The 25,952-nt window shown below is 45.8% G+C and carries 27 protein-coding genes; 11 read left to right on the top strand and 16 right to left on the bottom strand.

The features are described 5' to 3' along the window. Positions 1 to 61: 61 nt before the first annotated feature. The gene (locus WBG78_RS09880) at positions 62 to 250 is read right to left on the bottom strand and encodes a hypothetical protein (RefSeq protein ID WP_337326245.1); all 189 of its coding nucleotides are present in this window, start codon (positions 248 to 250) and stop codon (positions 62 to 64) included. A 685-nt stretch (positions 251 to 935) separates the two neighbouring features. Here WBG78_RS09880 and WBG78_RS09875 point away from each other — a divergent pair. Then, entirely contained in the window at positions 936 to 1,328 is a 393-nt protein-coding gene (locus WBG78_RS09875) for a nuclear transport factor 2 family protein (protein WP_337326244.1), read from the top strand. Between the two features lie 260 nt (positions 1,329 to 1,588). On the opposite strand, the gene WBG78_RS09870 is transcribed toward WBG78_RS09875, so the two are convergent. The 5 genes from WBG78_RS09870 to WBG78_RS09850 form a co-directional block, all read right to left on the bottom strand. After that, on the bottom strand, positions 1,589 to 2,020 hold the full coding sequence (locus WBG78_RS09870) for a hypothetical protein (RefSeq protein WP_337326243.1): 432 nt from the start codon (positions 2,018 to 2,020) through the stop codon (positions 1,589 to 1,591). 32 nt (positions 2,021 to 2,052) lie between these two features. Beyond that, positions 2,053 to 2,310: a hypothetical protein gene (locus tag WBG78_RS09865; RefSeq protein ID WP_337326242.1), complete on the bottom strand. Its 258-nt coding sequence runs from the start codon at positions 2,308 to 2,310 to the stop codon at positions 2,053 to 2,055. After that, positions 2,303 to 3,391 carry an ABC transporter permease gene (locus tag WBG78_RS09860; protein WP_337326241.1) on the bottom strand — a complete coding sequence of 363 codons (1,089 nt, stop codon included), beginning with the start codon at positions 3,389 to 3,391 and terminating at the stop codon, positions 2,303 to 2,305. Before WBG78_RS09860 ends, WBG78_RS09865 begins: the two co-directional genes overlap by 8 nt. Beyond that, positions 3,349 to 4,794 carry an ABC transporter permease gene (locus WBG78_RS09855; RefSeq protein ID WP_337326240.1) on the bottom strand — a complete coding sequence of 482 codons (1,446 nt, stop codon included), beginning with the start codon at positions 4,792 to 4,794 and terminating at the stop codon, positions 3,349 to 3,351. The genes WBG78_RS09860 and WBG78_RS09855 overlap by 43 nt, the downstream gene beginning before the upstream one ends. Positions 4,795 to 5,018: 224 nt before the next feature. Beyond that, the gene (locus WBG78_RS09850) at positions 5,019 to 7,823 is read right to left on the bottom strand and encodes a hypothetical protein (RefSeq protein ID WP_337326239.1); all 2,805 of its coding nucleotides are present in this window, start codon (positions 7,821 to 7,823) and stop codon (positions 5,019 to 5,021) included. A 1,232-nt stretch (positions 7,824 to 9,055) separates the two neighbouring features. Between WBG78_RS09850 and WBG78_RS09845 the strand changes: the two genes are divergently transcribed. Beyond that, positions 9,056 to 9,739, top strand: a complete 684-nt coding sequence (locus tag WBG78_RS09845; RefSeq protein WP_337326238.1) for an SDR family NAD(P)-dependent oxidoreductase — start codon at positions 9,056 to 9,058, stop codon at positions 9,737 to 9,739. A 35-nt stretch (positions 9,740 to 9,774) separates the two neighbouring features. On the opposite strand, the gene WBG78_RS09840 is transcribed toward WBG78_RS09845, so the two are convergent. The 4 genes from WBG78_RS09840 to WBG78_RS09825 all read right to left on the bottom strand — a co-directional run bounded on the left by WBG78_RS09840 (position 9,775) and on the right by WBG78_RS09825 (position 11,876). Next, positions 9,775 to 9,969: a hypothetical protein gene (locus WBG78_RS09840; RefSeq protein ID WP_337326237.1), complete on the bottom strand. Its 195-nt coding sequence runs from the start codon at positions 9,967 to 9,969 to the stop codon at positions 9,775 to 9,777. A gap of 123 nt (positions 9,970 to 10,092) precedes the next feature. Continuing rightward, a complete protein-coding gene (locus tag WBG78_RS09835; RefSeq protein WP_337326236.1) occupies positions 10,093 to 10,344 on the bottom strand; it encodes an RNA recognition motif domain-containing protein in 252 nt (83 codons plus the stop codon). Between the two features lie 38 nt (positions 10,345 to 10,382). Further along, positions 10,383 to 10,703, bottom strand: a complete 321-nt coding sequence (locus tag WBG78_RS09830; protein WP_337326235.1) for an RNA recognition motif domain-containing protein — start codon at positions 10,701 to 10,703, stop codon at positions 10,383 to 10,385. Positions 10,704 to 10,763: 60 nt separating this feature from the next. After that, a complete protein-coding gene (locus WBG78_RS09825; RefSeq protein ID WP_337326234.1) occupies positions 10,764 to 11,876 on the bottom strand; it encodes a DEAD/DEAH box helicase in 1,113 nt (370 codons plus the stop codon). Between the two features lie 290 nt (positions 11,877 to 12,166). Between WBG78_RS09825 and WBG78_RS09820 the strand changes: the two genes are divergently transcribed. Beyond that, the gene (locus WBG78_RS09820; RefSeq protein ID WP_337326233.1) at positions 12,167 to 12,994 is read left to right on the top strand and encodes a putative quinol monooxygenase; all 828 of its coding nucleotides are present in this window, start codon (positions 12,167 to 12,169) and stop codon (positions 12,992 to 12,994) included. A gap of 159 nt (positions 12,995 to 13,153) precedes the next feature. Here WBG78_RS09820 and WBG78_RS09815 read toward each other — a convergent pair whose 3' ends face one another. The 3 genes from WBG78_RS09815 to WBG78_RS09805 all read right to left on the bottom strand — a co-directional run bounded on the left by WBG78_RS09815 (position 13,154) and on the right by WBG78_RS09805 (position 15,587). Next, positions 13,154 to 14,146 (bottom strand): DUF6515 family protein, encoded by a 993-nt coding sequence (locus WBG78_RS09815; protein WP_337326232.1) that lies wholly within the window; start codon positions 14,144 to 14,146, stop codon positions 13,154 to 13,156. 18 nt (positions 14,147 to 14,164) lie between these two features. Further along, positions 14,165 to 14,896, bottom strand: coding sequence for a DUF2092 domain-containing protein (locus WBG78_RS09810; protein ID WP_337326231.1), 732 nt, complete (start codon positions 14,894 to 14,896; stop codon positions 14,165 to 14,167). Positions 14,897 to 15,044: 148 nt separating this feature from the next. Beyond that, positions 15,045 to 15,587, bottom strand: a complete 543-nt coding sequence (locus WBG78_RS09805) for a hypothetical protein (RefSeq protein ID WP_337326230.1) — start codon at positions 15,585 to 15,587, stop codon at positions 15,045 to 15,047. Positions 15,588 to 15,963: 376 nt separating this feature from the next. Here WBG78_RS09805 and WBG78_RS09800 point away from each other — a divergent pair, with 376 nt between their 5' ends. The 3 genes from WBG78_RS09800 (at position 15,964) to WBG78_RS09790 (ending at position 17,651) form a co-directional block, all read left to right on the top strand. Next, the gene (locus tag WBG78_RS09800; RefSeq protein ID WP_337326229.1) at positions 15,964 to 16,569 is read left to right on the top strand and encodes a DUF4136 domain-containing protein; all 606 of its coding nucleotides are present in this window, start codon (positions 15,964 to 15,966) and stop codon (positions 16,567 to 16,569) included. Positions 16,570 to 16,582: 13 nt separating this feature from the next. Beyond that, entirely contained in the window at positions 16,583 to 17,173 is a 591-nt protein-coding gene (locus WBG78_RS09795) for an outer membrane beta-barrel protein (protein WP_337326228.1), read from the top strand. Between the two features lie 157 nt (positions 17,174 to 17,330). Continuing rightward, positions 17,331 to 17,651: a DUF4136 domain-containing protein gene (locus WBG78_RS09790; protein ID WP_337326227.1), complete on the top strand. Its 321-nt coding sequence runs from the start codon at positions 17,331 to 17,333 to the stop codon at positions 17,649 to 17,651. A gap of 109 nt (positions 17,652 to 17,760) precedes the next feature. Here WBG78_RS09790 and WBG78_RS09785 read toward each other — a convergent pair whose 3' ends face one another. Then, positions 17,761 to 18,597: a hypothetical protein gene (locus tag WBG78_RS09785; protein WP_337326226.1), complete on the bottom strand. Its 837-nt coding sequence runs from the start codon at positions 18,595 to 18,597 to the stop codon at positions 17,761 to 17,763. Between the two features lie 25 nt (positions 18,598 to 18,622). Further along, entirely contained in the window at positions 18,623 to 21,049 is a 2,427-nt protein-coding gene (locus WBG78_RS09780) for an arylsulfatase (RefSeq protein ID WP_337326225.1), read from the bottom strand. 396 nt (positions 21,050 to 21,445) lie between these two features. Between WBG78_RS09780 and WBG78_RS09775 the strand changes: the two genes are divergently transcribed. Both WBG78_RS09775 and WBG78_RS09770 read left to right on the top strand, forming a co-directional pair. Then, a complete protein-coding gene (locus WBG78_RS09775) occupies positions 21,446 to 21,994 on the top strand; it encodes a hypothetical protein (RefSeq protein ID WP_337326224.1) in 549 nt (182 codons plus the stop codon). Between the two features lie 53 nt (positions 21,995 to 22,047). After that, the gene (locus WBG78_RS09770) at positions 22,048 to 22,809 is read left to right on the top strand and encodes a DUF2490 domain-containing protein (RefSeq protein WP_337326223.1); all 762 of its coding nucleotides are present in this window, start codon (positions 22,048 to 22,050) and stop codon (positions 22,807 to 22,809) included. 268 nt (positions 22,810 to 23,077) lie between these two features. On the opposite strand, the gene WBG78_RS09765 is transcribed toward WBG78_RS09770, so the two are convergent. Further along, positions 23,078 to 23,680, bottom strand: a complete 603-nt coding sequence (locus WBG78_RS09765; protein WP_337326222.1) for a dihydrofolate reductase family protein — start codon at positions 23,678 to 23,680, stop codon at positions 23,078 to 23,080. Positions 23,681 to 23,888: 208 nt separating this feature from the next. Between WBG78_RS09765 and WBG78_RS09760 the strand changes: the two genes are divergently transcribed. The 3 genes from WBG78_RS09760 (at position 23,889) to WBG78_RS09750 (ending at position 25,926) form a co-directional block, all read left to right on the top strand. Beyond that, the gene (locus tag WBG78_RS09760; protein ID WP_337326221.1) at positions 23,889 to 24,044 is read left to right on the top strand and encodes a hypothetical protein; all 156 of its coding nucleotides are present in this window, start codon (positions 23,889 to 23,891) and stop codon (positions 24,042 to 24,044) included. A gap of 498 nt (positions 24,045 to 24,542) precedes the next feature. Further along, positions 24,543 to 25,565: an alpha/beta hydrolase family protein gene (locus tag WBG78_RS09755; RefSeq protein ID WP_337326220.1), complete on the top strand. Its 1,023-nt coding sequence runs from the start codon at positions 24,543 to 24,545 to the stop codon at positions 25,563 to 25,565. Positions 25,566 to 25,713: 148 nt separating this feature from the next. Then, complete coding sequence (locus WBG78_RS09750) at positions 25,714 to 25,926, top strand: RNA-binding S4 domain-containing protein (RefSeq protein WP_337326219.1); 213 nt, start codon at positions 25,714 to 25,716, stop codon at positions 25,924 to 25,926. Positions 25,927 to 25,952: the final 26 nt, after the last annotated feature.

Below are 25,952 nucleotides of genomic sequence, written 5' to 3'. Positions count from 1 at the left end.
CTTATCAGATGACCAACACGGTACTCTACTACAAAACCAAATGGAAAATTCTGTGCAGATTTTAGGGGGCTAAGACATCGGCTTCGTCATATGCTTTTTGAATTGTAGCATCGGTTGGATAACCTCTGGCAAATTCATATTCAGAGGAACTCGTGGCAGTTGAATCACTTTTTGCAGACGATGGATTTTCTTTTGGCTGACAGGCAGCAAAAAGTAATAACGAAAGAATTGTTATTGAGGTGGTTTTCATAGAGAACTTCAATACTTCACCACGACAGAGTTGAATCCAGTAGTAGCAATGAATACAGTAATAGACTTTTATGCCTGCAAAGAACGTGGCCAGCAAATTGACTAATGCTACTTTACAACAACTGCACTCAGAATTAAAGTGCTCGTGAATTCGGCTTGAGTATATTAATAAAAAATAATCAAAAAAGAAACGAAGAAATAGATGTCTAACTTTCCCGGGGGGTGAGGGGTTAAAACACAATGCTTTGTCTCTATAAACGTTAGAAACAACTAGGTTACAGTAAAGCGCTACGGCATTCTTAGGCGTTCTAAGATTATTTGATGCAAATTGACGAGCTTTCTTGAATTGGCCATGCACCAAAGTAACCATTCCACGTCGTCGTTCGTTGAAATTCGACGTCGATTTTCCTGATCGGTTCTTTTCGCGCTAAAGTCGCCGTCGTCTAACGTACACATCGAGTTCTAAAAGTGCTGGGGTAATTAAGATAAGCCGAGGGCGCATCTGTGCTTTGGAAGCTCGGCCATTGTCTCACTATGCAGACCTAGGTCATTTTTTGCATACAAACTTGTCGCACATTGCCCACTAAATGTCGCATTAGACCCCGCCTCTAAGCATTCGCGGGAAGTATCTTTACTCACCATCAGTCAAAGGCATGAGCAAGATATACACCTTAATCCCGATGCTAATGTTTTTCACAGTTGCATCGAGTCAAAATCAATCCAAGTCCAATGAAGAAATCATTAGGGCCTATTTCGAAGGCTTCGTTAATAAGGATTGGTCGCAGGTTGCGGCGCAGCTAGACAAGGACTTCACTTTTACAAGTCCCGCCCCAGACGATCATATAAATGCCACGCAGTTCAAGGACAAGTGTTGGCCACAATCACAGCATATAAGGAAGTTTGAATACGTTAAGATCGTTGACTTAGCGGATGAGGCGATTGCCATTATGCACGTGGTAACCTCAGAAGGAAAGATTCTTCGTAATGTCGAATACTTCCATTTCAAGAACAGAAAAATATTATCAATCGAAGTTTTTTTTGGAGGAACTGGTGCTGGTTATCCAACAAATGCCAAATGAGACATAGGTCTTTTAAATGAATTGGATATTTCCATCCCTTGCCTGCATTAATGCTTTCTCATCCTTAACAATTTCCCTGAATGCCTTTATGAATTTCTCTGGTTGCTCCGTCATGTCTAAGTTTGAAATGTTTTACGCCAACGAAATTGTCCGTTTGAGTTTTTCATACTTCAAAGAATATTGATGTTGCTACAGAGATTGTATTTCCGTGTTGATCTCATGGGTAGTAACCGAAGACGCTGCTCAGTCCATATTTTTAGTTACTTGTGTATCGGTTTTTCTTTGTTCAAAGTGTTGGGATGAACTAATTTGTACAGCATCGAACATAGTCCACCCGTTAAAAGTGTTGCAACAATGTCCCATGGGTCGATGGGCTTCCCCAATAATGGATGAGCAATTTCATATAGAACCACACTTATTACTATTGTTCTAATTAGGAACATGTGTTGGGTTCTTCCCTGTCCGATGAAACCAATTAAAACAAAAACTGTCGCTATAGTCCCCAGGGAGTTACCAATTGTGTCGGCTATATGAAGGTCATTAATGTTATTTTTATAAATGTAAGGTCGATAGATTGGTCTTGCCAGGAACTCATAAATCAATACCGCAGAAAATCCAACTGTAAGATTAGTGATCCTTTCTCTTGTCAATCTCCATTTACTTATCCCTTCTCTTAAATCTTTAATTGTCATAGGTTAATCTTTAGAGCACAGGATATTTTAAGTCACACACCAAGTTGTCCGCGGGATAGATGGCTTGCCGGCAACGGTTGGGTATAACGCGGCGGCCGCTGGAGAGAAAGCTCATCGTGAGCGGGAAGAGTATCAGCACACTGAGCAACTATATGCGCTGAGTCGCGTACGTTACCCTGCAAGTCAATTGTCTGCCCGCCGAACTTGAGATCGAACAGATCGAAGATTATATGCTTCAACTCAAAAAGAAGAGAGCGTCTGAAGCCGATCAGGATTTTTTTGCTATTCATGGCGAAGCGCACGTGTGGGATTCATCAATGCTGACTGAAGGCAAACAACGCAGATTGTCGCTAACGAAATACAGCCCAATATTAGTGGCGGCAAGATAAATACCTGCCATCCCGGCTTCGCTGTGAATGCAAAGTTCTTCAACCATCCATTTGCAGCCAGATAGATCAGCGGCGCGGCGATCAGATAAGCTATCAACAATATCTGCAATGAAGTCTTCGAGAACAACGCCAGGATAGACACGACAGGCGCACCCAGTATTTTCCGGATGCCGATCTCTTTCACACGGTGGGTGACGTCGAACACCGAAAGACCGAAAAGGCCCAGGCAGGCGATCACGATCGCCACAAGGGTAAAGCTACCGAAGATCGTTCCGAACTTCACGTCGCTGCTGTACTGCGCGTTGAAATGTTCATCGAGGAAAAAATACTCGAAAGCATCATTCGGGAATGTCTTCGTATAGAGTGACTCGATCACTTTCACGGTTTGACGAGCATCGGCCGTATTCATTCGAATGGAAAAATACTTCCAGGCCTCATTTTCTGGATAATAGTACAGGATGGGCGCGTAATCATTATGAAGTGACTCCTGGTGATAGTTTTTAACAACGCCAATCACCTCGCCAGTATATTCGCCACCAAACACACGCGACGTCACCTTTGTGTGCAATGCATCATTAGGATTATTGTACCCGAGCAATTCGGTTGCCTTCTCGTTTAAAATAATGCGGTTCGACTTATTAAACGAGAAGCGATCGGCCTCCGTGAAGGTGCGACCACCCACGAGGTCAACGCCATATGTCTCAAAGAATGTCGGTTGGATCGCCAGGATAGAGGTTGAGTTATCGAAGGAAGGGTCTTGTCCGCCGCGGCGCATATTGTTCCGCGAGTTCATGCTGTGACCGGGTGTATCGTCGGAAGCCGTTACTCCCTTAATTGCAGAAAGCAAACGAAGCCCGTCCAGGAAGGAGGTCGAGCGATTATCAGTATTTACACTGTCGCCATACATGATGGGATTAAAAATAGAAGGGCATCTTACGATCACCATTTGCTCTTTCGCATAGCCCAGGTTTTGGTCTCGCATGAAGGTGAGTTGTCGATAAATAGTAATCGTACCTCCAATGAGGAATGCCGACAAAATATATTGAAAGGAAACCAGTGATCGCCGGAAGAAAGTTGCCGATGACGAACGGTTGAATATTCCTTTGAGCACCTCGCCGGATCAAAGACTGACATGATAAGGGCAGGATACAATCCGGTCAAAAGGGTGCAAGAGACCATGACACCCGCCACTACGAGCCATGTCGTGATGCTTTGCGCGAATCCGGAAACTAATACTGCGCGGAGCATCTCATTACCGGTGAGCGATTCGAATAAGGGAATGGTGAGCGCGAGTATGACTACAGCAAGTATGAGCGCTACGGCGTTCACCATGAATGCATCAAAGAAGAATTGAGTGATCAATTGAGATCTGCTGGCCCCTGCGAGCTTCCTAAGTCCCACTTCTTTGGCACGGCTGATTGAGCGTGCCGTGGAAAGGTTGACATAATTGATCCATGCAATGCTCAGTACAAACACAGCCAACAGGATGAGAAATTTGATGGTACGCTCGTCGCCGTTAACCGATTGTTCGTAACGGTAGTCCGACTTCAGGTGGATGTCAGTTACGGGCTGCAACTCAAACGATACACGAAGCGCGTAATCAGCCATAATGCGTTCCATGTATTTGCGTGCAAACGCCGGTAGCTTGGCGTCAAGTACTTTCGGGTCGGAGCCTGGCTGCAAAAGGATGTATGTATAAAATTCCGGCCACGTCCAGTTGTCGTATTGCCACTTTTCGCCCAGCGTATTCATTGAAATGAGCGCATCGAACTGAAGATGTGAATTGGCTGCCACATCATCGAGTACGGCGGTTACTGTTAGATCTTTCTGACCGTTGATGTGCATCACCTTACCTACTGCGGATTCATCGCCGAAATACTTTGCAGCGAGCTTTTTTGTGAGTACGATGGATTGGGGTTTATTCAATGCGTCGATTGCCGCACCTTCCTTTACAGGGTAGGAGAATATGCCGAGGAACGTGGGATCGGCCAGATAAATATTTTCTTCGTTGAAGGTGACGGCATCCTGCTCTTTCCCGTAATACGAGAGCGTGAGCGTGCTCATTACAAGTGATGTGCGCACCAGGCGCGTGGCGGCTTCCACTTCGGGGAAGTCGGCTTCAAGAGCAGGACCCACGGCGGGATTATTCACGGCCATTGGAGTAATTTCCATTCCCGTTTCTCCTGTGGAAGCGTACGTCACCGACACTCGATACAGTCGGTCCTTGTTAGCATTAAAGCGGTCGTAACTTTTCTCGAAAGAAACATAGAGATAGATCAATCCACCCACGGCAAGGCCAATGGTAAGACCAGCGATATTAATGAAAGAGAACACCCGGTTTCGAAGCAGGCTTCTCCAGGAAGTGACGAGATAATTGCGTAACATAGATTTGGTTTGACAAGATAATCTCATTTTCCGTGCCGGACGTCAGGAAGGTGGGTAGTTGAGAGAATTGAAAGGCACGGCCCCATATTTCCCACCTAGATGCCGACCGGTTTCCCACTTCCATCATGCACGACGTCCACTGACCTTCCATTCCTTTCCGAATTGTGTTTTCTCTTAATGCCAATATTGTCTTTATCCGCATGAACGGCTTTCAAATTGTTCTCTTAGTGCAACACAAGCACCTTTTTCACTGCGTACCTTGTCTTATCTTGATACACCCGAACATAATACAGGCCGTCTGCCAGGGGTTCGATGTTTATTTCCCGGTCTTCTGTTGAGATTAATTCCATCCCAGTCTGACTTACCAAGACGGCGTGATCAAAATCTGCTGCATCTACGTGAAGAACGTGAGATACCGGGATCGGATAAATTGATAAGGCTATATCCGCCGGCAACTCCACAGCCAGACAAATACCTACAGTAAGTTTTGTGATCACGACGCTATCACAACCGCTCAAACTTTTAAATGTGTCCACATAGGTGCCGGATGTAGTTTGCAATTGGCCGCCGGCAAAGTACGATTCACCCACACAGGTGTTTATTTCCACCGTGCTTTCATATTGAGGCAGTACCGTGAGATGCAATGTTACGACACTATCACATCCTGCTTTCGAAGAAAACAGCTCGCGATAGGTGCCACTTGATGAGTACACATTACTGCCGATCACATACGACTTGCCTGCGCAAACTGTCTCGTCCTTCGTAACTTCGATCTGGTCCACAACTTCAAGATGGGTAGTGACTATACTGTCGCAACCATGGATTGTTTTCAGATTGTCGTGATAAGTGCCCGAAACATCTCTTTGAATTCCTCCGGCAAAATACGAATCGCCCCTGCAAATGGAGACTGACTGATTTACTTCTCTGGTCGGGTATACGACAAGTCGCGTCAATATTGTGCTATCACACCCGGTTTTCGTTTTGAATACATCGGTGTAATTGCCCGTTCGATTCTGAAACGACCCGGCCGCGAGATACTGCTCGCCTTCGCATATGCTTATGTTTCGTTCGTATGAATATTCCGGCATGACCTTCAGGTTGATCACCACCATACTATCGCAGCCGAATCGGGTCTTTAATGCATCCGTATAAACGCCCGATGTGGTTCGCGAAGTCCCTCCGACGGTGTAAGATGTACCCGCACAGATATTTACTTCTTTGGTGATGCGATATGCAGGCAAAACATGTAGCCTTGTCGTGATAACACTGTCGCACCCGACCTTAGATTTAAGTCTGTCCACATAAGTGCCCGACGTTGTTTGTAGTTTTCCTCCGGCAAAGAGCGATTGTCCCTGGCAAATGGACACGTCTCTGGTGGAGGCGAATGACTGCAGAACGGTTAGCTCTGTTGTCACGATACTATCACATCCGGCCTTTGATTTAAGCCTATCCACATAAGTACCCGATGTTGTTTGTAGTTTTCCGGCAGCCAAGAAAGTTTCGCCTGTGCAAATTGAGACATTGCGTGATATTGCATAGTGATCGAACACTCTGAGATTGATTACAATTATACTGTCACACGCCGCCCGTGTTTTTAATACATCAGTATATGTCCCAGAGACCGATCGCGGAATTCCACCGACTGAGTACGTTTCACCACTACAGATGCTTACGTCTTTTATTATTTGATAAGCAGGCAAAACGTGCAGCCGCGTCGTGACGGCGCTGTCGCATCCTCCTTTGGATTTAAGGAGATCCAAGTAGGTGCCTGACGCCGTCTGAAGTTTGCCGCCCGCAAGAAACGATTGTCCCTGACAAATAGAAACGTCTCTGCTCATATTGAATTTCGGCAATACTGTAAGTTGCGTGGTTAAGATGCTATCACAACCGCTTTTGGACAAGTAACGGTCGGTGTATGTGCCAGCGGAAGTCTGCATGTTCCCGCCTGCGAAGTAGCTATCCCCCTGGCAAATGGAGATCTGACGTGATGATGTTATTGCATATTCGACGTTGAGCGCACTGCAGTCGACGTTGCAGCCTGCTCCGGTAATCGTAGTAATGAACGGGCTGGTGCGCAGGGTTGCCTTTTCGCCCTCGGAGAAGTACGTGGAAGGATAGTTTACATAACCGGTGTACATCAAAGCATTGTAATCACAAGCGACGGGCTGCCCGTCATCGCAGCCTGCGGGATGAGGCAGGCCAAATGCATGCCCCAACTCGTGACCAAGTCCGCCGACATACCGGCATGGCGAATAGTCAGGAATAATCTCATCACAAATTGGAATCCATGGTTGCCCTGTAAGTCCACGCAAATCGTTAGCTCCCATTGCAGCAACACCATTCAGACCGCCTCCCTGTTGCATCGGACAAAGAGGCAATGCATCAACATAGATCACCCAGAAGTTATCCGGATCCTCAAATCGTCCATCCGATAAGCTGAAAGCATCGTTGACAGCATTGAACCAGAATTTCCATTCTCCAGCCCAGTCAGCGTCAGGATTTGTGGCATACCACGACGATGGATGTGTAGATTGATGGACCTCCACAATCTTATCCGTCATCCGGAAGGATTTATTGCCTCCCAGCTGATCTCGGTACCACTGTTGCAAATGACGAGCGGCATTTTTAATACTTTGGGTATAAGTTGGTTTAACAGCTACATCGGACGGCACGAGATAAACAAACCTTACTGTCTTTTGCCCATTGACAGCTGGCGCCTTCACAATAACGTTTATACTACCCGACAAGTGAGGAAATAAAGATGGCGACGTTGGAACAATCTGCGCCGATCGCTGCCCCAGCGCGAACGTATTGCTAATACAAATAAGAAGAAATGAGAGAAGAAACCTGGCGATGTTTCCCCGGCTTTGGAGGGTTCCCGACAGCTGACGACAATCACACATAATAACAAGCCTAAGGACGCGAAGGCATACTAATTTAGACCACGACAGCTGAGACAGAGCAAAAATTCCATCATCGGCATAATCCGCTTCGGCGTGGCCACAATAGTCGTCAACATAGCGATGCAAGCAAAAAGGGTGATTACGGCAGATCAGCCGTTGTCATTCGCTGCGTAGCGGCTCCGTTGGATTCCTGGTGGCCACTTTCACGCCCTGAATGCGTTTTGAAATGAGGCCTGTCACTGGCTTTTTGCCTGCATCGCTCTGGTATTTTCAACTGACTTACAGCTCGTTACGGATAATGCCGTCAGAAAGACGACCAAAATGAATATGATAGGCTTCATAGCAACAATAGCGCCTTCGCGCATGTTTGATCTATAGTTAATTTAGAAGGTGCCTTGTAAATATTGCATGACGGTTGTGTCGTTTCTGCGAGACTTTTGTTTTGTGTCTTCAATTATTGAATCCAGTCAGCGCCGGGTAAGAACCTTTCAATACAAGACTGTCGCCATTCACACCTTCTTTGAACAATTTGATACTGTCGCGAGTAGGCATGAAAGTAATATCGATGAAAATGGTAAGTCTTTCTATTCGATCTGAACATGAAACCTGATATTACAGGTGCAGCGCGGCCACGTTAAATAAATCATGATAGTCTGGCAACGCTCGCTACTCGAAAAATTGGACGGTGTTTTACAGAATCAATCTTGAAAAGATTTGAATCGTTAAGTCGTTAATGGTTGGATTGGTGTACCAATGATGAAAATGAGAGTGACTGCCAGTACAAAGATCCACCACTCAACATCAATTATGGTAAGCTGAAGTAGTTCCGACTTAATCTGACAGTTGGGCTAACTTAATAGTACAATCCAAAAAAGCTAACCTTCAAACTGTCAGATTAAGTCAAACTAGTTAGAATGAATTCATCTGCACCAGGAATGGTGCATTAGCTTAGATCACCGATACAACACAATCAGCAGAGCATTGTTTATTTTGGAACACCCACGCATATGTTAGGTATTGATTGAGATTATAGGTACCTTTTAGCTCAATTAAGAAAAGCCTTTTTCAACACGCGCTGCAGTTCAGATCTGTTGATTCTCCTTCCTTCTTGATCGATCCCGGATGACATGCTTCATGGAACGAAATTATCATCGGGATACTATTGCCTTTCGCCGAAGAGCCTGAAGCATTATATCAGGTACATTTCGCACGGGAGCCAGCCGTTTGCGTTGACCTGGTGATCTGTTGGTCTATTGTGGTATATATCAACTAAGCACTCGTCAATACTTTGTCTTGATAGCATAATTGACTCTTTGTAACGCACAATCGTATTAGACTTTTAAATCATGAATAGTGCTATGAATACCAAGGAAACTTTTGCCCTTGTCACCGGTGGTGCCACCGGTATAGGCCGGGATATCGCCACCATGCTGGCGGAGGAAGGATATCACCTTATCATTACAGGACAAAGCAGCGAAAGCCTGGCTGCAGTGGCAGCAGCTATTAAATCCAGATTTTCTGTGATCGTCCATACATATGAAACCGATTTAAGTGATTCAGACGATGCATTTATACTTCATCGCGACATCAAAAATCAAGGAATACAGATTGCAGTCGTCGTGCATAGTGTTCATGGCCAAAGCCGCTTCGAGGAATTCGCCAGGGCCGGCATCGACAAGCAGCATGAAGTCATTCACTGCAACGTTATGAACGTAGTTGTCCTCTCGCGGCTGTTTCTTCCGGAAATGATTTCACGAAACCATGGAGTATTAATCAGTGCAATCGCGGACAAACAAATGGATGATGACCTTAATGCGGTATACATCGCTTCAATTGCATTCCTCGATTCGTTTATGTCCAGCCTAAAATCAGAACTGCTCGGATGTGGGGTATCAGTACGGAACATTCGCTCGGGCACGATGAAAGACATATCATTTAGCACCAAGGGCGAGTTTCATACCAAAAGTAAAGTAAAGGCATCCCTTACTCAGATCCATCATGACAGAGACGGTTACGAATCCTTTATGCGGGATGATAAATAGAAACATATCAGCCTGACAACTTAGTCCCGGCATTGCTAACCTGGAACTGCAGGCTCTATTAATTCCCGCTCAAAGTATGCCTTTTGCTTTGCTGTGTCATCTCCGACAACAGAGCAATAATAAATGCGCTGAATGTACGTGGTGATTTTTAACTTTATGGTTGGCGCCTCTTTCGCCGTAATGAAAGTGCCGATCCCATAAATATTATCTTCATTAGTTTGATAGCTCATTTGTTGTGCACACGCTCCTTCGATACAATGTGCTTTAGATAATGGTGGATTTGATATCGCACAGCCATGTGCACAACTTTAAGTTCATTCCCTGATCAGCACTCATCATTCAATATCGCACGATTAAGCAGCGGCTCTGGGCCTGGCTTTGGAAACGACAAGCCTTCTGCCAAAAAACTCGGCGTTTGAAAGCTTCCTGATGGCCTCCAATGCATGGTTGTCATTCGCCATTTCCACAAAGCCAAAACCCTTTGATTCTCCGGTGTATTTGTCCGCCAGGATCTTAACGGACGATACCGGTCCAAATTCAGAGAACAAAGCTTTCAGTGCTTCCTCTTTAACGGCACGGCTAATGTTTGCAACGAATAAATTCATATGAGATGTGTTTTGTCAACTTTCGATGAGTCAGATAACTACCAGCGGTTGCCGAAGCTTTTTCCTCCATATCCACGCTTTGCACCCCCACTACCATTACTCCCGCTATAAGAATCGGTTTTCGGGCGCGCTTCATTAACCACAAGCGACTTGCCCTGGAATTCAGCTCCGTTAAGGTCATTGATTGCTTCCTTGGCAGCATTGCCATCTGTCATTTCCACGAAGCCGAATCCACGGCTCCGATTTGTCATCTTGTCTATAACGATTTTTGCAGATGCAACTTCGCCATGTTGTTCGAATAGTTCCTTCAGCTCTGCGTCCGTCGCTTTGAAAGGAATATTTGCTACATAAATGTTCATTTTATTAACAGTTTGTGAGTGAAAAAGGTATAGTGAAACTGATTCTCCCTTAGAAGCGGTTTATTGATACGGGTGCTCCATGACCGCCAGATTTTTCTTCGATATCCTGTTGATGTTATTGAGATACCCTCTCTCCTCCCGGTCGCAGAAGGAAAGCGCTGAGCCTGCCTTCCCTGCTCGTCCGGTCCTGCCGATTCGATGTGTGTATGTATCGGCTGACTCCGGCATTTCATAGTTTATCACAAAGGGTAAGTCTGCAATGTCAATCCCGCGCGCCGCGATGTCGGTGGCAACTAAGACGCGAGTTGAACTCTTCCTGAAATTTGTCAATGCACGCTGTCGCGCATTCTGGCTTTTATTACCATGAAACGCCTCTGCAGAAATCCCAGCTTTGGCGAGATCTTCTGCAATTTTGTCCGCGCTATACTTCGTTCTCGAGAACACGATTACATGGCTCATCTTTCGCTCCGTGATTACATGTTTCAGCAGTGAACGTTTGTGTTCTCTCGAAACATGGTAAACAGACTGATTGATGGATACCTTTACTGATGATTCAACATTAATTCGCACAGGTGCGGTAGCTATTGAATAAATAAGATCCAGCACCTCCGCAGGCATCGTTGCAGAAAAGAAAATGTTTTGTCTCGATGAAGGCATCAGTTTAACAAGCTTCCTGATGTTACTTATGAAACCCATATCAAGCATACGATCGGCTTCGTCCAGGACAAGAATTTCAAGACTCTTCAGGGAAATGACTCGCTGATCAATCAGATCCTGCAGTCTTCCCGGTGTCGCTACAAGGATGTCCACGCCTTTGCGAATTTCTCTCACCTGGTTAAACTGAGACACACCACCATAAATTGCTGTACTCTTTAAAGGCAGATTTTTACCGTAGAATTTCAAATTATCAAAGACCTGGATGGCGAGCTCTCGTGTGGGTACCATGATGAGCGCACGCACACCAGATTGTGATTTGCGTGTCGAAAGTAAATGAAGTATTGGAATACAAAATGAGCCGGTCTTGCCCGTGCCTGTTGCCGCCGAGGCGACAATGTCTTTTCCGGAAAGTATATGCGGGATAGCTTCTTGTTGGATCGGTGTTGGAGATTGATAGCCCTTTTCGGCCAATGCGTTAATGATTGGACCGCTAAGGTTTAACTCTTTAAAAGTCATTCTTAAGTTATTAATAAAAGATCTGAGGGTGCGATGTTCGCAACCTTAAAATGCAGCAATGAATCTGACTCGAGGTGAGGATAAAAAAGACTAACTGCCTGTAAACTGGGGAGATTTAAGATACCACGGATGGATAAACCAGGAGCAGTGAATTAATTAATTCCGCAATTGATGCATCAAAGGTATTCTAATTACTTCACATTTCCTATTTTCAGTTCCACGGCACTTACTTGCCATTGCATGGGTTGCTTCTTTTTCCGATAATGATCTGCCAAATAAATAAACGTGCAATGGAAATTACCCGTATAGGATCTCAACCCTCCTGTAAAGGTCCCGAAGATTGGTTCACCGGATCGGTTCGTATCGATCCATTATTTCAACCGAATGAACATCGGATGACTTTGTACCGGAAAATATATCGTTTAATTCACGTTTGGGTTTTCAGTTTATCCATTCTTACGGTCGCGAAAGCGCAAAATCCCAAACAAATGGTTCGGCTCGCTATAATCGAGGTTGACACAACTCAGATTAACAATTACAACGAATTCCTAAAAGAAGAAATCGAAGCTTCTATAAAAAAAGAGCCTGGTGTCATAACGTTGTACGCTGTCTCCGAAAAGGAGAATCCTGAACGAATTACACTCTTCGAGACCTACGCAGACTCGGCACAATACAAGTCGCATCTTTCAACACCCCATTTTCAAAAGTACAAGCAGGGTACTCTTCAAATGGTAACGCACCTCGACCTGATTGAAACCAAATCCTTACTCTATCACCGGAAGTCAGAACTTTCAAAACTTAATCCAAAGAATTTCTACATCAGACTTATAAAGATTGAGTTAGACCCAAATTCCATTTCAGATTTCAATAGCCTTGCAAACTACGTAATGATGCCTGGTCTAAAAACTGAATCAGGTGTTCTTGTGATGTACGCCGTTGCCGAAAAGAATAATCCTGCTCACATCAGTATCCTGGAAGTCTATGAGGATTCAGATTCCTACAGTAAGCATATCAAGACACCACATTTTTTGAAATACAAAGATCAGTCAGCAAAGATGGTCAAATCGCTCAAGCTGATTGACGTGAATCCAATTCTGCTTGGATCGAAGCCACAATAACATTACACCGCTTGCGTTAATTGGAAACCTTTTGAAGGGGTGTGCGGTCTGAAAGGTTTAATGACAACGCAATCTTTACCAACTGCAAATCTTATTGAAATTGTTATAATCTACACGGATCCGAGCAGTAAATGGTGCAATCTAATTGTTCCGAAAATCCTACTTCGCATCCTGCTGAACGTCTGCGACCTCATACATGCTTTTCCCATTTTGCTGGATTGGCTGATAATACGTCTCGCCAAATTTGACATAAGTTTGATCGCCGATCTTTACTTCTTCGCCACCTTCAGGCAGATTTTCAACCACGGTGCCCGCTGTCGGTGGAACTACTGAATAAGTATCTCCTTTCTTTTCATAATAAGTTCCACCGTAGTAATAGTTATTAGTCGTTTCGTTGACGACAACCTTCTCTGAACCTTCGGGCAGTACTTTAATGGTTGCACCAACAGGTGCCTGCACCACCGTATAGCCTCCATTGCTCTGAACGTAGTATACACCCTGGTCGTAGTGATATTGTTGATTTTCCACTGTTACAATGATCGCAGTAGCCGCGAGTGTGGCTACGAAGAAGCCCCACGGATGCCACACGGGACCCCAGTAGAACGGCCGGTACGGATGATAGTAATAAGGATGATAACAGTAGTATCGCCGGCCGCCGTAGGCATATGGAGGACGTGGATATACGCGCGTGTTCCTGTTCACCACGGTATTCCGGTTGTTCTGAATGTTGATGTCCCTGCTCCTGTCGACATTGATATTGACGTTCTTTGTGCTGTTGTCAATGTTCACCTTGTTCCCGACGTTGGTCTTGTTACCGATATTACTGGTTTTATTGTTCGAGTTGGTGGTTCTGTTGCTGACCTTGTTTTTTGTGTCACGGTTCCCTACTTCACGATTGCCGCTATTCCTGTCTTGCGCAAGCTGAGGAGCATTTCCGGAAGGTCGCTGCATAGTTCTTTGCGGCGAGCGCTGTGCCCCTCCGTTAATAGAGCGCGCGTTGCCACCGGCGTTGCGCGATACTGGTTGCCGGCTTCGGCCACCGCCGGCACCCCCACGAAAATGCTGAGCATACGACTCTGAAGCTAACATGATGAATACAACCATACATACAATGGAAGTATACGACTGTAATAATCCGGGTCTGAGCTGCATAGGTGGTCTGTTAATGAATTACTGCTGACTTTTGGCAACGATCCGTAATCTGCTGGCACCGGCGGGAGGCAGGAAATCAAACATTGCTTCCGGCAGGTCGGGATTGATCGCCCAGTTGGAATAGGTAAATTCCTGATTAGCGTGGTTGTCGGAACTTTTGACGATCAGCATTTTCGCTGGCAACGTGAAGGCATCGTTGCTGATCCATAGCTGCACCGTTACATCCTTGTTTCTGGCAAAAATCTGGAAACACTCTTTATCCTCAACGAGTACTTTGCCCACGTACCGGATCTCATCAAAGTAGGCAATCAGATCATCAGTGAACGTCGGATAAAAGAAGTCTGCCGCAGGAAAATTGACTCCATATTCGTCATGGATCTTATCGATGGTTTCCATGGTAGTTCCAGGCGCCTCAATCAGTCCATAGTTGTTTTCGGTGAATGAATAGTATGCAATCTGTGATCCGTTGTACAGATACTGACTGTGACCCTTATGGTTCCGGACATTAACGAGCATTTTATCCGGGCCGGCCATAAATGCCTCTTCGGTTCCATAGTACCGTACCAGTCCTTTATCCGGATCGTTTTCATCTTTGGAAACGTGAACTTTAAAAGTGCAGGAAGTGAGGTCGCCAATGACATCACTCATACGGTCTATGATAAATATGGCAGTGGAATCGTACTTCGGTCCCTGCGCCACGACCGACATAGTCGTCAACGCGAAAACTACACAGAGCAGGTTTTTTTTCATAAACTTTATCACTTAGCTGATTAGCGTATTCTTATAGCAACGACATCAAGTAAAGTACCGGATGAAATAACCCAACAACTACTGAAATAAACGAAACCTGTCAATGCGGATCAATTCACGGAGCGGGTCACTGAAAATGACTGGCGTTTCATTTCTCTTTGATCAGGTCTCCTTCCGGCGAGAAATAGAGTTTCTTCTTATCACTACCCTTTTCAACGGAAACTTCGAGATACTCCTTGTCGTTTTTTCTATTTACAACTCTAACAAACTTGTCGGATTTAATGGTATACCCCGAATACTTTCCGGTGGTAGCATTATTTCTGATCGCTGCGGGAAGCGCAAAATTTAAGGCAACGACCTTGACTGATTTAAGCTTGCCATTCTTATCGTACAAGCCATATGCATATCCACCGTTCTTACCCTTCAGCAAAACCGAATAATGGTCGATAGCCTGGTCTGGCTCAATGTTGTCTTCAGTTGTTACCGCCCACTCGGTATTCACCAGGTCGTCATCGTACAGATAGTAATCAATAATTTCATTGCCTGGAAAATCGGTCTTCACGGCCTCTACAACGGTGACTGGAGTTTCAGACTGTGATATTTTTTTCGCGTCGACTGAGAATACATTAGTTTGCTGCGCCAGCAAAGCATAAGGTAACATCAGCACCAGTACTGCGATTTTTCTTTTCATATTCTGATCTTGTTTGTGACTGTTCCCCGGTCCAAATGACATACGTACTAACTTGTGATGCCGGGACTCTAAGTGCAAATTGTCCTCGCGCGATACCAGACATTGTTTGCACGTGCCGCGGCGACAATCGTATGCGGTTCGATATCAGGGTTACATTACGACTATGACTCCTAGTTACGTCTGCGATTCTACTGATTAAAGTTAAACAGAGTGATTCACGGTGAAATGCATCTCAGTCTTCATTTAAAGTTCATTCTTTCGCTTATTGCCGCACTCCATTCTTTGTTCTGCGATGGTGCCGTAATCCGCCATCGAGAATCGGACAGGATTGGTGCGTGGAATCGATTGAGTGATAAAACAATTTCTAACAAGAAACATGAGACAATTTCTTACAGCCTCGCTGGTATTGTTACTGGCAGGGTGCTATCCGCAGGGTCCGGACTATGCAGAAGACACGGACGTAGTCTACACGACTTACGACGAGCGTTATGATTTCAAGAGCAGGGAGACTTACTCCATGCCGGATAAGATTGTAACCGACATAAAGATTGATGACGGAGATACGACCTATGAGTTTATGGCAGACAAATTCGCCGCACCGATTTTCGACAAAATCGAGGAGAACATGACAGCCCTTGGATATGATCGTGTGGATCTCGACGCTTCACCTGATCTGTATCTGACCCCTGCAGCGATAAAATCCACCAATTATTTTTACAGCTACTGGTATGACTGGTGGTATCCTTACTGGGACTGGGGATGGTATTATCCACCTTACTATTCAGTCAGCAGCTATACTACAGGATCGCTGATCATGACCTTGTCCGATCCATCGCAGGCGGAAGACAGTCCGATCAACCGATCGCAAACGGTATGGGTAAGCGCAGCGAACGGTTTGGCGAGCTACTCTTATGATATATCGCGCGTCACCAAATCTATTGATCAGTCTTTCAGGCAATCACCCTATCTGACAACCAAATAAACGGCAAACGATTATGAAACGATTAATTCTGACATTGACCATAGCGGTGGCCGTAGCAACCTTCTGTAAGGCGCAGAACAGTTACGTGGATGTTGCCTATTCGATTGGTTTTGGGACGGGTGACATGGGAGATTTCATCAAAAAGGCAAGTTTTCGTGGCATTTCCTTTGACTACCGATACGCGATACAGCCTAACATTGCACTCGGTTTTAACTTAGGATGGAATACGTTCTATGAGGAGAAAGGTACTGCGACCTATACCATTGACAATTCCTCGCTTACCGGCAAGCAGTATCGGTACAGCAACAACGCTCCCATCTTAGCTACGGGCACTTATCTGTTTAGTCCGGAGGAATTTCTGTGCCCTTACGCAGCCATCGGCATCGGAACGATGTATTCACGTCGTAATACCGATATGAACTTATATACCGTGGAAGAGGAAGGCTGGCCATTCGTTATCCAGCCTGAAGTGGGTCTGCGCATTCAGGCGGCCGACGCAGTTGGTGTGCTGGTAAACGTGAAGTATCTGAATGGCTTCAAAGCAGGTGATTTCGATTCAACGCAATCATACTTCACCCTTAATGTTGGTCTGACTTTTCACTAAGCTCACGATAATGGTCTGAATATTCTGCGCATGGCAATCGGAATATCAAAGACTGATGATCAATATAATTGAAAGCTTTAATCACAGGGCAGTCTTCATGGCTGCCCTGTTGTGTAAATGAAGGAGGGCCTAACATGCCGCACTATATCATGAAGAGATGAGCGCTACAGCGACAAACACAGGAGGCTACGGCCGCTGGGGGTATGGTTACGGCTGGGGTGGCGGTACAACCTATGTGGATTACAACAAGTACACAAAAGGTACGCTGTTCATCAGTCTGGTGGATCGCGGTACGGAGAAGATAGCCTGGCAAGGTCGATGTACCAAGACGCTGGACGAAAATGTAAAGCCAGAACTCAAAGAGGAAAATATCAAGTCAGCCATAACGGCAATTTTTGCCAAGTATTCCAAAGACTGCCAAATAGCCTTATGCAGCTGCCGTCTATTACAGCGTGAACCATTTGATCATCGATCTTGATCGCCCGAGGGCGGGTATCATCACCGTTGAGAACACTACCGGTGTTTATATCGGACTTGAGAGATCTCTTTAAAATGAAGCGACAGATGTCAGCAATTTGCTCCAATGATCACATGGGCAAATACCATCGAAATCCAAAACGGATACCGAAGTTATTGGGATTTCTGGTGTAGCCTTCGGAACGGATCGCCATCACCTCCGGTTCAATGTAGGCGTTGTATTTCAATTTACCTGACCATACATAGCCCACGCGAAAATCTAATGGGAAGGCTACCTTGCCAGTCTTGAAATCGATTTGCCATTCCGGTTCCATTCCGGCATAGATTCCGTTTGACCAGGTGTAGAAGATATTAGGCTGAACAACAGCATAGCCATTTGTACCATATTCATCGTTATGGCTAATCGAAAAGAAGTTCTCCCAGATCCAGTACATCTGCCAGTTGCCCAGGTTGGTGAAGGTTATCGTAAAAGCCGGACCAAGCTGCCACTGCGGAGATCCAAGTTCATCATGCGATGCTGTGGGTATGGTAAGATTCCAACCCGCACCGAATTGCCCCCAATGCTTCTTGGCCAGAATAAAGAACTGATTCAATGTAACATCGCCCAGACCCGTTGGACCACCAGGAGCGGTGTTTAAAAAACCAATAACACGAATAAGCTGGGGCAATGGAACCAGGAATCCTTTTTTTAACGGGATGATTCCACGAACGCGAAAATTCTGAGCGAAACCATCAGCACCCTCCGTGTCGAATATCGTGAACTCTTCCAATTGAAGTTGCCACGCCAGCGACGTTGGATTGATAACTTCCTGCGACAGCTTCACGGAAGTTTTTCCTCCCGTGGCTGTACTGTCGCTGGTTTGGGCTATGGCAGTAGACGCCATGATGACTGCAATCAATATAGTTTCGACCTGAAATACTTTTCTTTTAAATCTCCACATGTTCATCTCCGCGTGTGTTGCTTACAATTTGCTAGTGGGCCATCATGAGTCGTCTCGCTTCGGCCTCCAGGTCGTTGTACGGCGCGCCCTCTACTGTCACGCCGACACCGAAGATCGTGCCACCTGTGAATGTACCTGGCGATTTATATAACCCACTCACAGCATCACCACTATCGAATCCTACGCACAATCCGTCGCCGGACAACGTGAACTTTGCTGGTTGCGTTTTCATCGGCCCCTGAGCGACCAAAGCATCGTTGATATACAATTTAGCAGAGCCTACCGTTTCTCCATTCTTCCCCTGCGATTCCTTTGTGAACTCCATTCCCAATGTGTACTTACCGGGCTTGACAGTCGTCTTAGAAACGAGCACCTGCTCCGGCTTAATGCCAAGGAAGTTGTATACATAATAAAGCTTCTTATCCTTTATGAACAGTGAATGGCCACCAAACCGTGAACCATGAGCGAAGATCACTCCTGACGCGTTTGCATTTTTGATTTCAACATTCGCCAGTATCTTATAACTGCGACCACGGACATTGACCGCCACTCCTTCCGGTACTGCTGATGTATTCGGATAATAGATATAACGGTCGCGAGGCGGCTCCTGCGCCGGCCTTTCTATTCCCAATATCTCTGCAGCAGCTCGGTCATCGAGGGGTAGTACTTTATTCTTCTTTGCCTCATCGTTCCAGGCAGCAATCAAGTCTTTAAGCTTCGCCGGCTCTTTGTCGGCGAGGTTGTTGGTTTGTGAGCGATCCTCACTCAGGTTATACAATTCCCAAACATCCTGATCAAAATGACCTTTACCGGTTAATGGTGCGTGGACGGCTGCCGCAAACCAACCATCTTTATAAATACCGCGGGTTCCAAGCATCGTGTAATATTGGACCTTCTTCTTTGTTGAGTCGGTCGGCTGCGCATTGAAAGTATACACCATCGATACACCCGAAAGTGGCGTTTGCTTTACACCGTTGTACGTGTCGGGCATTTGTATTCCACAGGCTTCGAGTAGCGTAGGCACTATATCAACAGAGTGATGATACTGGTGGCGAAGTTCGCCGCGTGCCTTTATACCCTTGGGCCATGAAATTACGAGCGGGTCACACGTTCCACCTGCATACTGAGAATAACGCTTGAACATTTTGTAGGGAGCAGAGAATGCTGCCGCCCAGCCAGTAGGGTAATGGTTGTATGTTTCCGGACCACCCAGCACCTTGATATACTTCATGTTCTCACTTAACTCATCAGGATAACCATTAAAGAACTTGTTTTCGTTAACGGATCCATTAGGACTTCCTTCACCGGAAGCACCATTGTCGGCAGCATAAAGTACAATCGTATTTTCCAATTGTCCAGTTTCCTGCAGATAGTCGATAATGCGTCCTACCTGCGCGTCGGTGTATTCAGAGAAGCCAGCATATACTTCAGCCATTCTTGAAAAGAGCTTCTTTTCGTCGGCGTTCAATTCATTCCATGGACGCACATAGTCCGCCTTATTCGCCATCGTGTCGGGCAGGAAATTAAGGGGAGAGATATTTGTGTTCTGCGGAAGAATTCCTTTTTCCTTCATTCGCTTCACTACCCAGTCACGATACGCATCATAGCCATCATCGAATTTACCTTTGTACTTGTCTGCGTATTCTTTTGGCGAATGGTGCGGGGCGTGATTTGCTCCGGGATTAAACCACATGTACCACGGCTTTGACGGATTGGTGGCCTGCTGATTTCTCAGCATGGTGATGGCCTTATCGGTAAGGTCCTTAGACAAATGATATCCTTCCTCAGGCTTGTAAGGAGGTTCGATAAATTGATTGTCTTCCACCAGATCCGGATACCAGTTGTTGGTTTCGCCACCGAGGAAACCATAAAATCGATCGAAGCCCATTTGTGTAGGCCATACGTTGCGGCTTCCGCCAGGCGCTACATCCTGTTCGGGAACGTTGTGGTCCTTCCCTATCCAAAATGTGCTCCATCCGTTATCTCTCATGATCTGAGCAAACGGCGCACAGTCGGGCGGTATACGTCCGTTGGCGCCAGGAAAGCCGTCTGCAGTTTCGGTGATGGCCGCCATGCCATTAAGGTGATGATTTCGTCCGGTAAGAATGGTTGAGCGTGTAGGTGAGCACAGCGCAGTTGTATGCCACTGCGTGTAAGTCAATCCGTTCGCAGCAAGCCTTTCCATCGTAGGCATGTTTATGCGCCCTCCGTACGGCGACCACGCAGCCTGCCCGGTATCATCATAAAGAATGAACAGGATATTCGGTGCTCCCGCTGGCGCTTTCTTTGGAGTGAATGGCTTCCAGTCCGGTTTGGAGTCGCGAACATCCAGCGCAATCACGCCGTCAAATTCGGAAGTGGTTGCTTCCTTTTCCGTCTGCGGTTTCTGCTGCTGGCAGGCAACAAAGAGCAGCGCCATCAATAATATTTCCTTTGGAGTCCTTTTTATGTTAAGCATGGTGCATTAATTCGTTACGAGATCCTGATGAGAATTTTATTTGAGTACATGGTGGAAACCGAAGATCGTTTTTTGCAGGCCTTCGACTGAATCCGGTCATTGCTTTTGATTCAACGCGTCCGCCCGTAATTTGATTTTACACGTAGGCACTGCGTTAGCATGTAGTGTCAGGAGTTTACTTCAGTTCGCAGCGGCGCAAATTTTCGTTCCGCTGCGGTCACAATGGTAATAAATAAAAGGCCAAATGCCCCCGGGACTTTGCCTGTAACCGTGAAACACCGCGAAACAAGGGCCGGTCTCTTGACTAAATGCATCTGATGCCAGTATGTTACGTTTCACCATAAATAGTCTCTTGAGTTGAAAATATCCTTCTCTTCACTTCGTCAAAAGATTCGAATGTTACGGCCGCGTCACATTCTGTTATTATTTGTCACGATGCTCGTCGCTGTTGGTGTAGCACTGGGACAAACTGAGCCTGAAAATAAGAACGAAGCGTTTCGGAGAAATAAAATTTCGTTGGCGGTTACACATACCTTTGTCCCAACCACTGTAAACAGTAGTGGCGACAAGACTTATCTGTCGCTCGCCAGCTGGGGCCTCGACTACGATTACCGTATTACCCCTCAGTGGGGTATTGGTCTTCATTCTGACCTGGTGATCCAGGATTTTGAATATGAAGATGACGATGTCGTCAGGAAACGCGTTAAGCCGCTGGCAATGGCCGTTGTGGGAACACGTAAGTTCGGAGAGCACTTAACCGTTGTAGCCGGAGGCGGCGCGGAATTCTCCCGTGACGAAGAAACACTTGCACTCATTCGCCTGGGGGTCGACTACGGCTGGGAACTACCGGCTGGCCTGGAATTATCGTTCAGCATAACGACAGACTTTAAGATCAATGCTTACAATGCCCTGGTGTTTGGCTTTGCTGTAGGAAAAACATTCTGATTGCAGCAGATGCTCCAATTCCGTGCTCAGCAGACAATCCTTAATTCTGAAGGATGAAAGTCAACGTTCGAATGGGATGGAAAAACCTGATGTTAGTCGCCTGGCTGCTGTTGGCGCGCAGCATTCCTATCCAGGCACAATCCAGTCACGGCCAACAGTTGTGGAATGAGTTTTACGTCAATCACTCGTTTGCAAACGTCTACGAACTTCAGAACCGCGTCCGGTACAGGACCAATTTCGGCTCTTCAAAGTGGAGGGCACTGGACCTGATGTCTATTCTTGATCGTTCATTGACGCAGAACATTGATGTTGTCGCCGGCCTCACATTTTCTTATGTCTTTCAGAATGACACGGTCAATACGCTTGAAATTCGGCCGATGCTGGGCGCAAGGGTTCACTTCACACCAAACCGCCGGGTGCAGTCCCGGCTTTACTTACGCTTTGAGCAGAGGAACATGCATGATCAGGGAAGTTCCGACTGGCAGCATAGCACAAGACTACGCCTAAGGCCGGAGCTACTGATACCGCTCAATAAGAAATCCTATTTTGACGACAAGCTGCTGTATGCCATTGTCGATGCGGAATGGTTCATTGTGTTCGACAAAGATGTTGATGAAAGATATGCTAATCGTTTTCGATTCAGAGGGGGCGTTGGATACAGAATGAGTCGTCAATGGCGCTTTGAAGTGATCTACATGCAGCAACTTTCAAAGAATAAGATCGGTACCGACTTTGATTCGAACGATGATATTGTCCGATTGAGAGTGAAATGGTATCCGGCGCGCAAACAACGGCAGGCGGCGCCCACCAAGTGATCCTGATAAATACTATGGACATTGATGGATGGCATCTTCATTTAAACAGCGTAAAATGTTCTTCCCATAACGCCTCAAGTGAGCACGCACCCTTTAACCAAATTTACATTTTTCATTTAGAGTTTTTCATTTTGCAGTTTAATCCGCAACGAGAAGCTAGCCTGACTTCCTGATAACTATCAGTGTCTGCGGATAGGAAACGATTTTTTAACCGCAAAATGTAAAACTCTAAATGTAAAATGTAAAAGTCGGGGTAGTACATTGTGCATCAGGCGCGGTAAGTAAGAATCACTCTTCCCGACTTGCCCGGGTTTGCGTCGACAAACTCAAGTGGGTACTTTCGCATAGTTTTGAAAAGCGGCTTGCCGCTGCCCACGATGATCGGATGAACGATCAATCGCAGTTCGTCGATCAGGCCTGCATCCATGAGTCTCGTGACGAGACCCGGGCCACCCACAACGTAGGTATTCTTCCCCGGAGTGTCCTTCAAAGTCCTTATCTGAGCAATGTCTCTGACGATCCGAGCGTTGGGCCACGAAACATTCCTGAGTGTGTTCGAAAGAACAACATGAGGAGTCAGGGCGGCGAGCTGCGCGTACGCGATCTCATTGGCGGAAGGAAGCCGTTCCTGCTGAGACGGAACTTCCGGACTAGATGGCATGTGCAAGGGATCAGTGTAGATTGATCTCCAATACTCACCGTAGTCTGGATACATATGACCACCGAGAAGAAACGTGTCAACGTCGTCGATTAGCTGAATTGCATCTGCCCACGACTCAACCCACTCCGCTTTACCATCAGAATCTTCAATGAAGCCATCCAATGAGACCTGCATCGCTGAAATCATTTTCCGTGAAGTGTTAGCTGCCATTTTTTTCACTTGTTATGTAATTGTTCAAGTCTTGTTTATGTAACTGTTCAAGTCTTGTTTATCAAACAAATGTACCGACTCGACGTTATGTTATTAAAGTGCCCAATTGGACTTCTTAGCGGGCTGATTTGGACAATGAATTTTATTATTCATAAATGCACTCTTTCACCGGCACTACCATCCAAGCGATGTACCGTTGAGTTACTTGATGGCAAATCAATGGCATTCCGGGTTTGCGTATCGCACTGAGTTGGAGTGGTATTTCTTTGGAGCTGGCATGCTCGTGATGTTCATCGCCTGGATGACGGCAGGTGTACGATTTAGTGTTGTAGTTGAGGAGAAGATAGGGCGCACGTTAACCTGACCAAACTCCCAGAAGGAATTGTTCGACGCGCGTAGCCTAAGCAATCCGGATTTGACTGCAAATGCTTCTTGAAATAATTGATAAAGACCCGCGATCGCGGAAAGCCATGAGTGAAGGCACTTTAAAAACGAATCGCAGCAAATCGCCTTATGAGGTCAGCTTGTTTTTGCCTGCATCAATCTGGCATTTTCAACTGACTTACAACCCGTTACAGATAACGCCGCCAGAAAGACGACCAAAACCAATATGATAAATTTCATAGCACAGTAGCGCTTCGCGCTTGTTGATCTATGATTAATTTAGAACGAGCATTGAAAATATTAGGTGACCATTGAGTCGTTTCTCCGAGACTTTTGTCGTGTGTCTGATGTGATGTCCCTAACATCCCCCGAACAAAATCCTACTAACTGCTAATATTCAATACTTTAAGAAATAAAATTACAAGCCGCATTTAAAACTTTTTTCCCGCTAAGAAACTCCTAAGTCATAGGATTCACTATGAACACTGTTTTAAAAAACGCAGGACGGATGCTGGTTTTGACTGCCACGATTCTTATCTCCTCGTGCAATGATGATGATTATCTTGAAAGCTATAACCGGGAAGAGTTGTTTGCCCGTCCTACGCAAACTGAGTTGGACAACGTGCACTCAAACTGGAACTCACGAAACTTAGATGGCACAGATTATCATGTTGAACAGGAAGTTAACGTAGCCGGTACAAATGCTGTACTGAAGATTATTTCATTCCGCGTAAACGGACTAAAAGAATACGGAGCTTTGCTGATCCCGGAAGAAAAAGATAATCTTCCCGTGCGAGTCTACGTGGGCGGATTCGGGATCGACATTACGGTTAATTCTATCAAGCTCCTTGCGGACAACCTGAGCGAAGATGCTTTCATTTTTGCCTTTCCTGCCTTACGTGGCCAATCGTTAAGCATCACCATCAACAATGACGAATACAATTCGCCCACCTCAGAAGGTGAACATTGTGATGCCTTTGAAGGCGCATCAGACGATGTAATTGCTTTTTTGAATGTGATTGAGCGCACAGAAGCCAGTGCGAATATTAATCGAACTACTGTGCGAGGCGGAAGCCGGGGTGCAACGGTATCCCTCCTGGTAGCTGCCCGCGACAAACGAGTAAAAGGTGCTGTCGCGGTTGCTGGCCCAGTTGATCTTTTGCATTTAACGTCATTAATGGAAAACGACAGAACTTATCAATGCCAGTTTCTGCGAGATCTTGTGAACACCGAAAATTCAATAGAAGAAACAAGATTGAAAATGATCAGCAGCTCTCCGGTCTATTTCGCTGCATCCCTTCCAAAAACACAACTCCACCTCGGCCAGGATGACACTATCGTTCCAGTCTCGCAAGGCGAAGAACTTAAGGCTGCAATGAGTGAGGTTGGGAACAACAATTTGCTTGAACTGTTTGTCTATTCCGGGCGCTCGCATCAGAACATTGCCACAGACAATATTGAACTCAATAACAGGATCAATGAATTCTTAAAACAGTTTTAAGCTTATTCACCTATCATTACGCCAGGGTAACAAATGCCGAAAAATTCATTTAGATTTATTTAGTGTTGGTGAGTCATGGCCAGGTAATTATTATTACTCGGGGCAGTTAACACGCTGACTAATAATGGTGCTCACATATCTGGAAGTAATGGAAAAATTCAAATTGAAAGAAGGCGAAGAGTATATCGCACTTAAAGATCTTATCAAAATACTAGGCTGGGCCGACACTGGTGGTGAAGCTATGTCTCGCATCGACAACCAGGAGATCAAACTGAATGGAGCAATAGAAACTCAACGAAGGAAGAAAGTAAGAAGTGGTGATGTTGTAATGTTTGGCAGTAGTCAGGCTCAAGTGGAATAGCGGAGAACGTCTAATTCATTGAACTA

Source organism: Chryseolinea sp. T2, from assembly GCF_037203685.1.
Taxonomy (GTDB): Bacteria; Bacteroidota; Bacteroidia; order Cytophagales; family Cyclobacteriaceae; genus Chryseolinea.
The sequence above is the reverse complement of the archived record's forward strand: the minus strand, read 5'-3'. Positions and strand labels throughout refer to the sequence as shown.

Bases quoted from the DNA above. Each gene is read 5' to 3' on its own strand.
- WBG78_RS09880 (WP_337326245.1), bottom strand. From the start codon at position 250: ATGAAAACCACCTCAATAACAATTCTTTCGTTATTACTTTTTGCTGCC.
- WBG78_RS09875 (WP_337326244.1), top strand. From the start codon at position 936: ATGTTTTTCACAGTTGCATCGAGTCAAAATCAATCCAAGTCCAATGAA.
- WBG78_RS09870 (WP_337326243.1), bottom strand. From the start codon at position 2,020: ATGACAATTAAAGATTTAAGAGAAGGGATAAGTAAATGGAGATTGACA.
- WBG78_RS09865 (WP_337326242.1), bottom strand. From the start codon at position 2,310: ATGAATAGCAAAAAAATCCTGATCGGCTTCAGACGCTCTCTTCTTTTT.
- WBG78_RS09860 (WP_337326241.1), bottom strand. From the start codon at position 3,391: ATGCGAGACCAAAACCTGGGCTATGCGAAAGAGCAAATGGTGATCGTA.
- WBG78_RS09855 (WP_337326240.1), bottom strand. From the start codon at position 4,794: ATGTTACGCAATTATCTCGTCACTTCCTGGAGAAGCCTGCTTCGAAAC.
- WBG78_RS09845 (WP_337326238.1), top strand. From the start codon at position 9,056: ATGAATACCAAGGAAACTTTTGCCCTTGTCACCGGTGGTGCCACCGGT.
- WBG78_RS09840 (WP_337326237.1), bottom strand. From the start codon at position 9,969: ATGAGCTATCAAACTAATGAAGATAATATTTATGGGATCGGCACTTTC.
- WBG78_RS09835 (WP_337326236.1), bottom strand. From the start codon at position 10,344: ATGAATTTATTCGTTGCAAACATTAGCCGTGCCGTTAAAGAGGAAGCA.
- WBG78_RS09830 (WP_337326235.1), bottom strand. From the start codon at position 10,703: ATGAACATTTATGTAGCAAATATTCCTTTCAAAGCGACGGACGCAGAG.
- WBG78_RS09825 (WP_337326234.1), bottom strand. From the start codon at position 11,876: ATGACTTTTAAAGAGTTAAACCTTAGCGGTCCAATCATTAACGCATTG.
- WBG78_RS09820 (WP_337326233.1), top strand. From the start codon at position 12,167: ATGGAAATTACCCGTATAGGATCTCAACCCTCCTGTAAAGGTCCCGAA.
- WBG78_RS09815 (WP_337326232.1), bottom strand. From the start codon at position 14,146: ATGCAGCTCAGACCCGGATTATTACAGTCGTATACTTCCATTGTATGT.
- WBG78_RS09810 (WP_337326231.1), bottom strand. From the start codon at position 14,896: ATGAAAAAAAACCTGCTCTGTGTAGTTTTCGCGTTGACGACTATGTCG.
- WBG78_RS09805 (WP_337326230.1), bottom strand. From the start codon at position 15,587: ATGAAAAGAAAAATCGCAGTACTGGTGCTGATGTTACCTTATGCTTTG.
- WBG78_RS09800 (WP_337326229.1), top strand. From the start codon at position 15,964: ATGAGACAATTTCTTACAGCCTCGCTGGTATTGTTACTGGCAGGGTGC.
- WBG78_RS09795 (WP_337326228.1), top strand. From the start codon at position 16,583: ATGAAACGATTAATTCTGACATTGACCATAGCGGTGGCCGTAGCAACC.
- WBG78_RS09790 (WP_337326227.1), top strand. From the start codon at position 17,331: ATGAGCGCTACAGCGACAAACACAGGAGGCTACGGCCGCTGGGGGTAT.
- WBG78_RS09785 (WP_337326226.1), bottom strand. From the start codon at position 18,597: ATGAACATGTGGAGATTTAAAAGAAAAGTATTTCAGGTCGAAACTATA.
- WBG78_RS09780 (WP_337326225.1), bottom strand. From the start codon at position 21,049: ATGCTTAACATAAAAAGGACTCCAAAGGAAATATTATTGATGGCGCTG.
- WBG78_RS09775 (WP_337326224.1), top strand. From the start codon at position 21,446: ATGTTACGGCCGCGTCACATTCTGTTATTATTTGTCACGATGCTCGTC.
- WBG78_RS09770 (WP_337326223.1), top strand. From the start codon at position 22,048: ATGAAAGTCAACGTTCGAATGGGATGGAAAAACCTGATGTTAGTCGCC.
- WBG78_RS09765 (WP_337326222.1), bottom strand. From the start codon at position 23,680: ATGGCAGCTAACACTTCACGGAAAATGATTTCAGCGATGCAGGTCTCA.
- WBG78_RS09760 (WP_337326221.1), top strand. From the start codon at position 23,889: ATGGCAAATCAATGGCATTCCGGGTTTGCGTATCGCACTGAGTTGGAG.
- WBG78_RS09755 (WP_337326220.1), top strand. From the start codon at position 24,543: ATGAACACTGTTTTAAAAAACGCAGGACGGATGCTGGTTTTGACTGCC.
- WBG78_RS09750 (WP_337326219.1), top strand. From the start codon at position 25,714: ATGGAAAAATTCAAATTGAAAGAAGGCGAAGAGTATATCGCACTTAAA.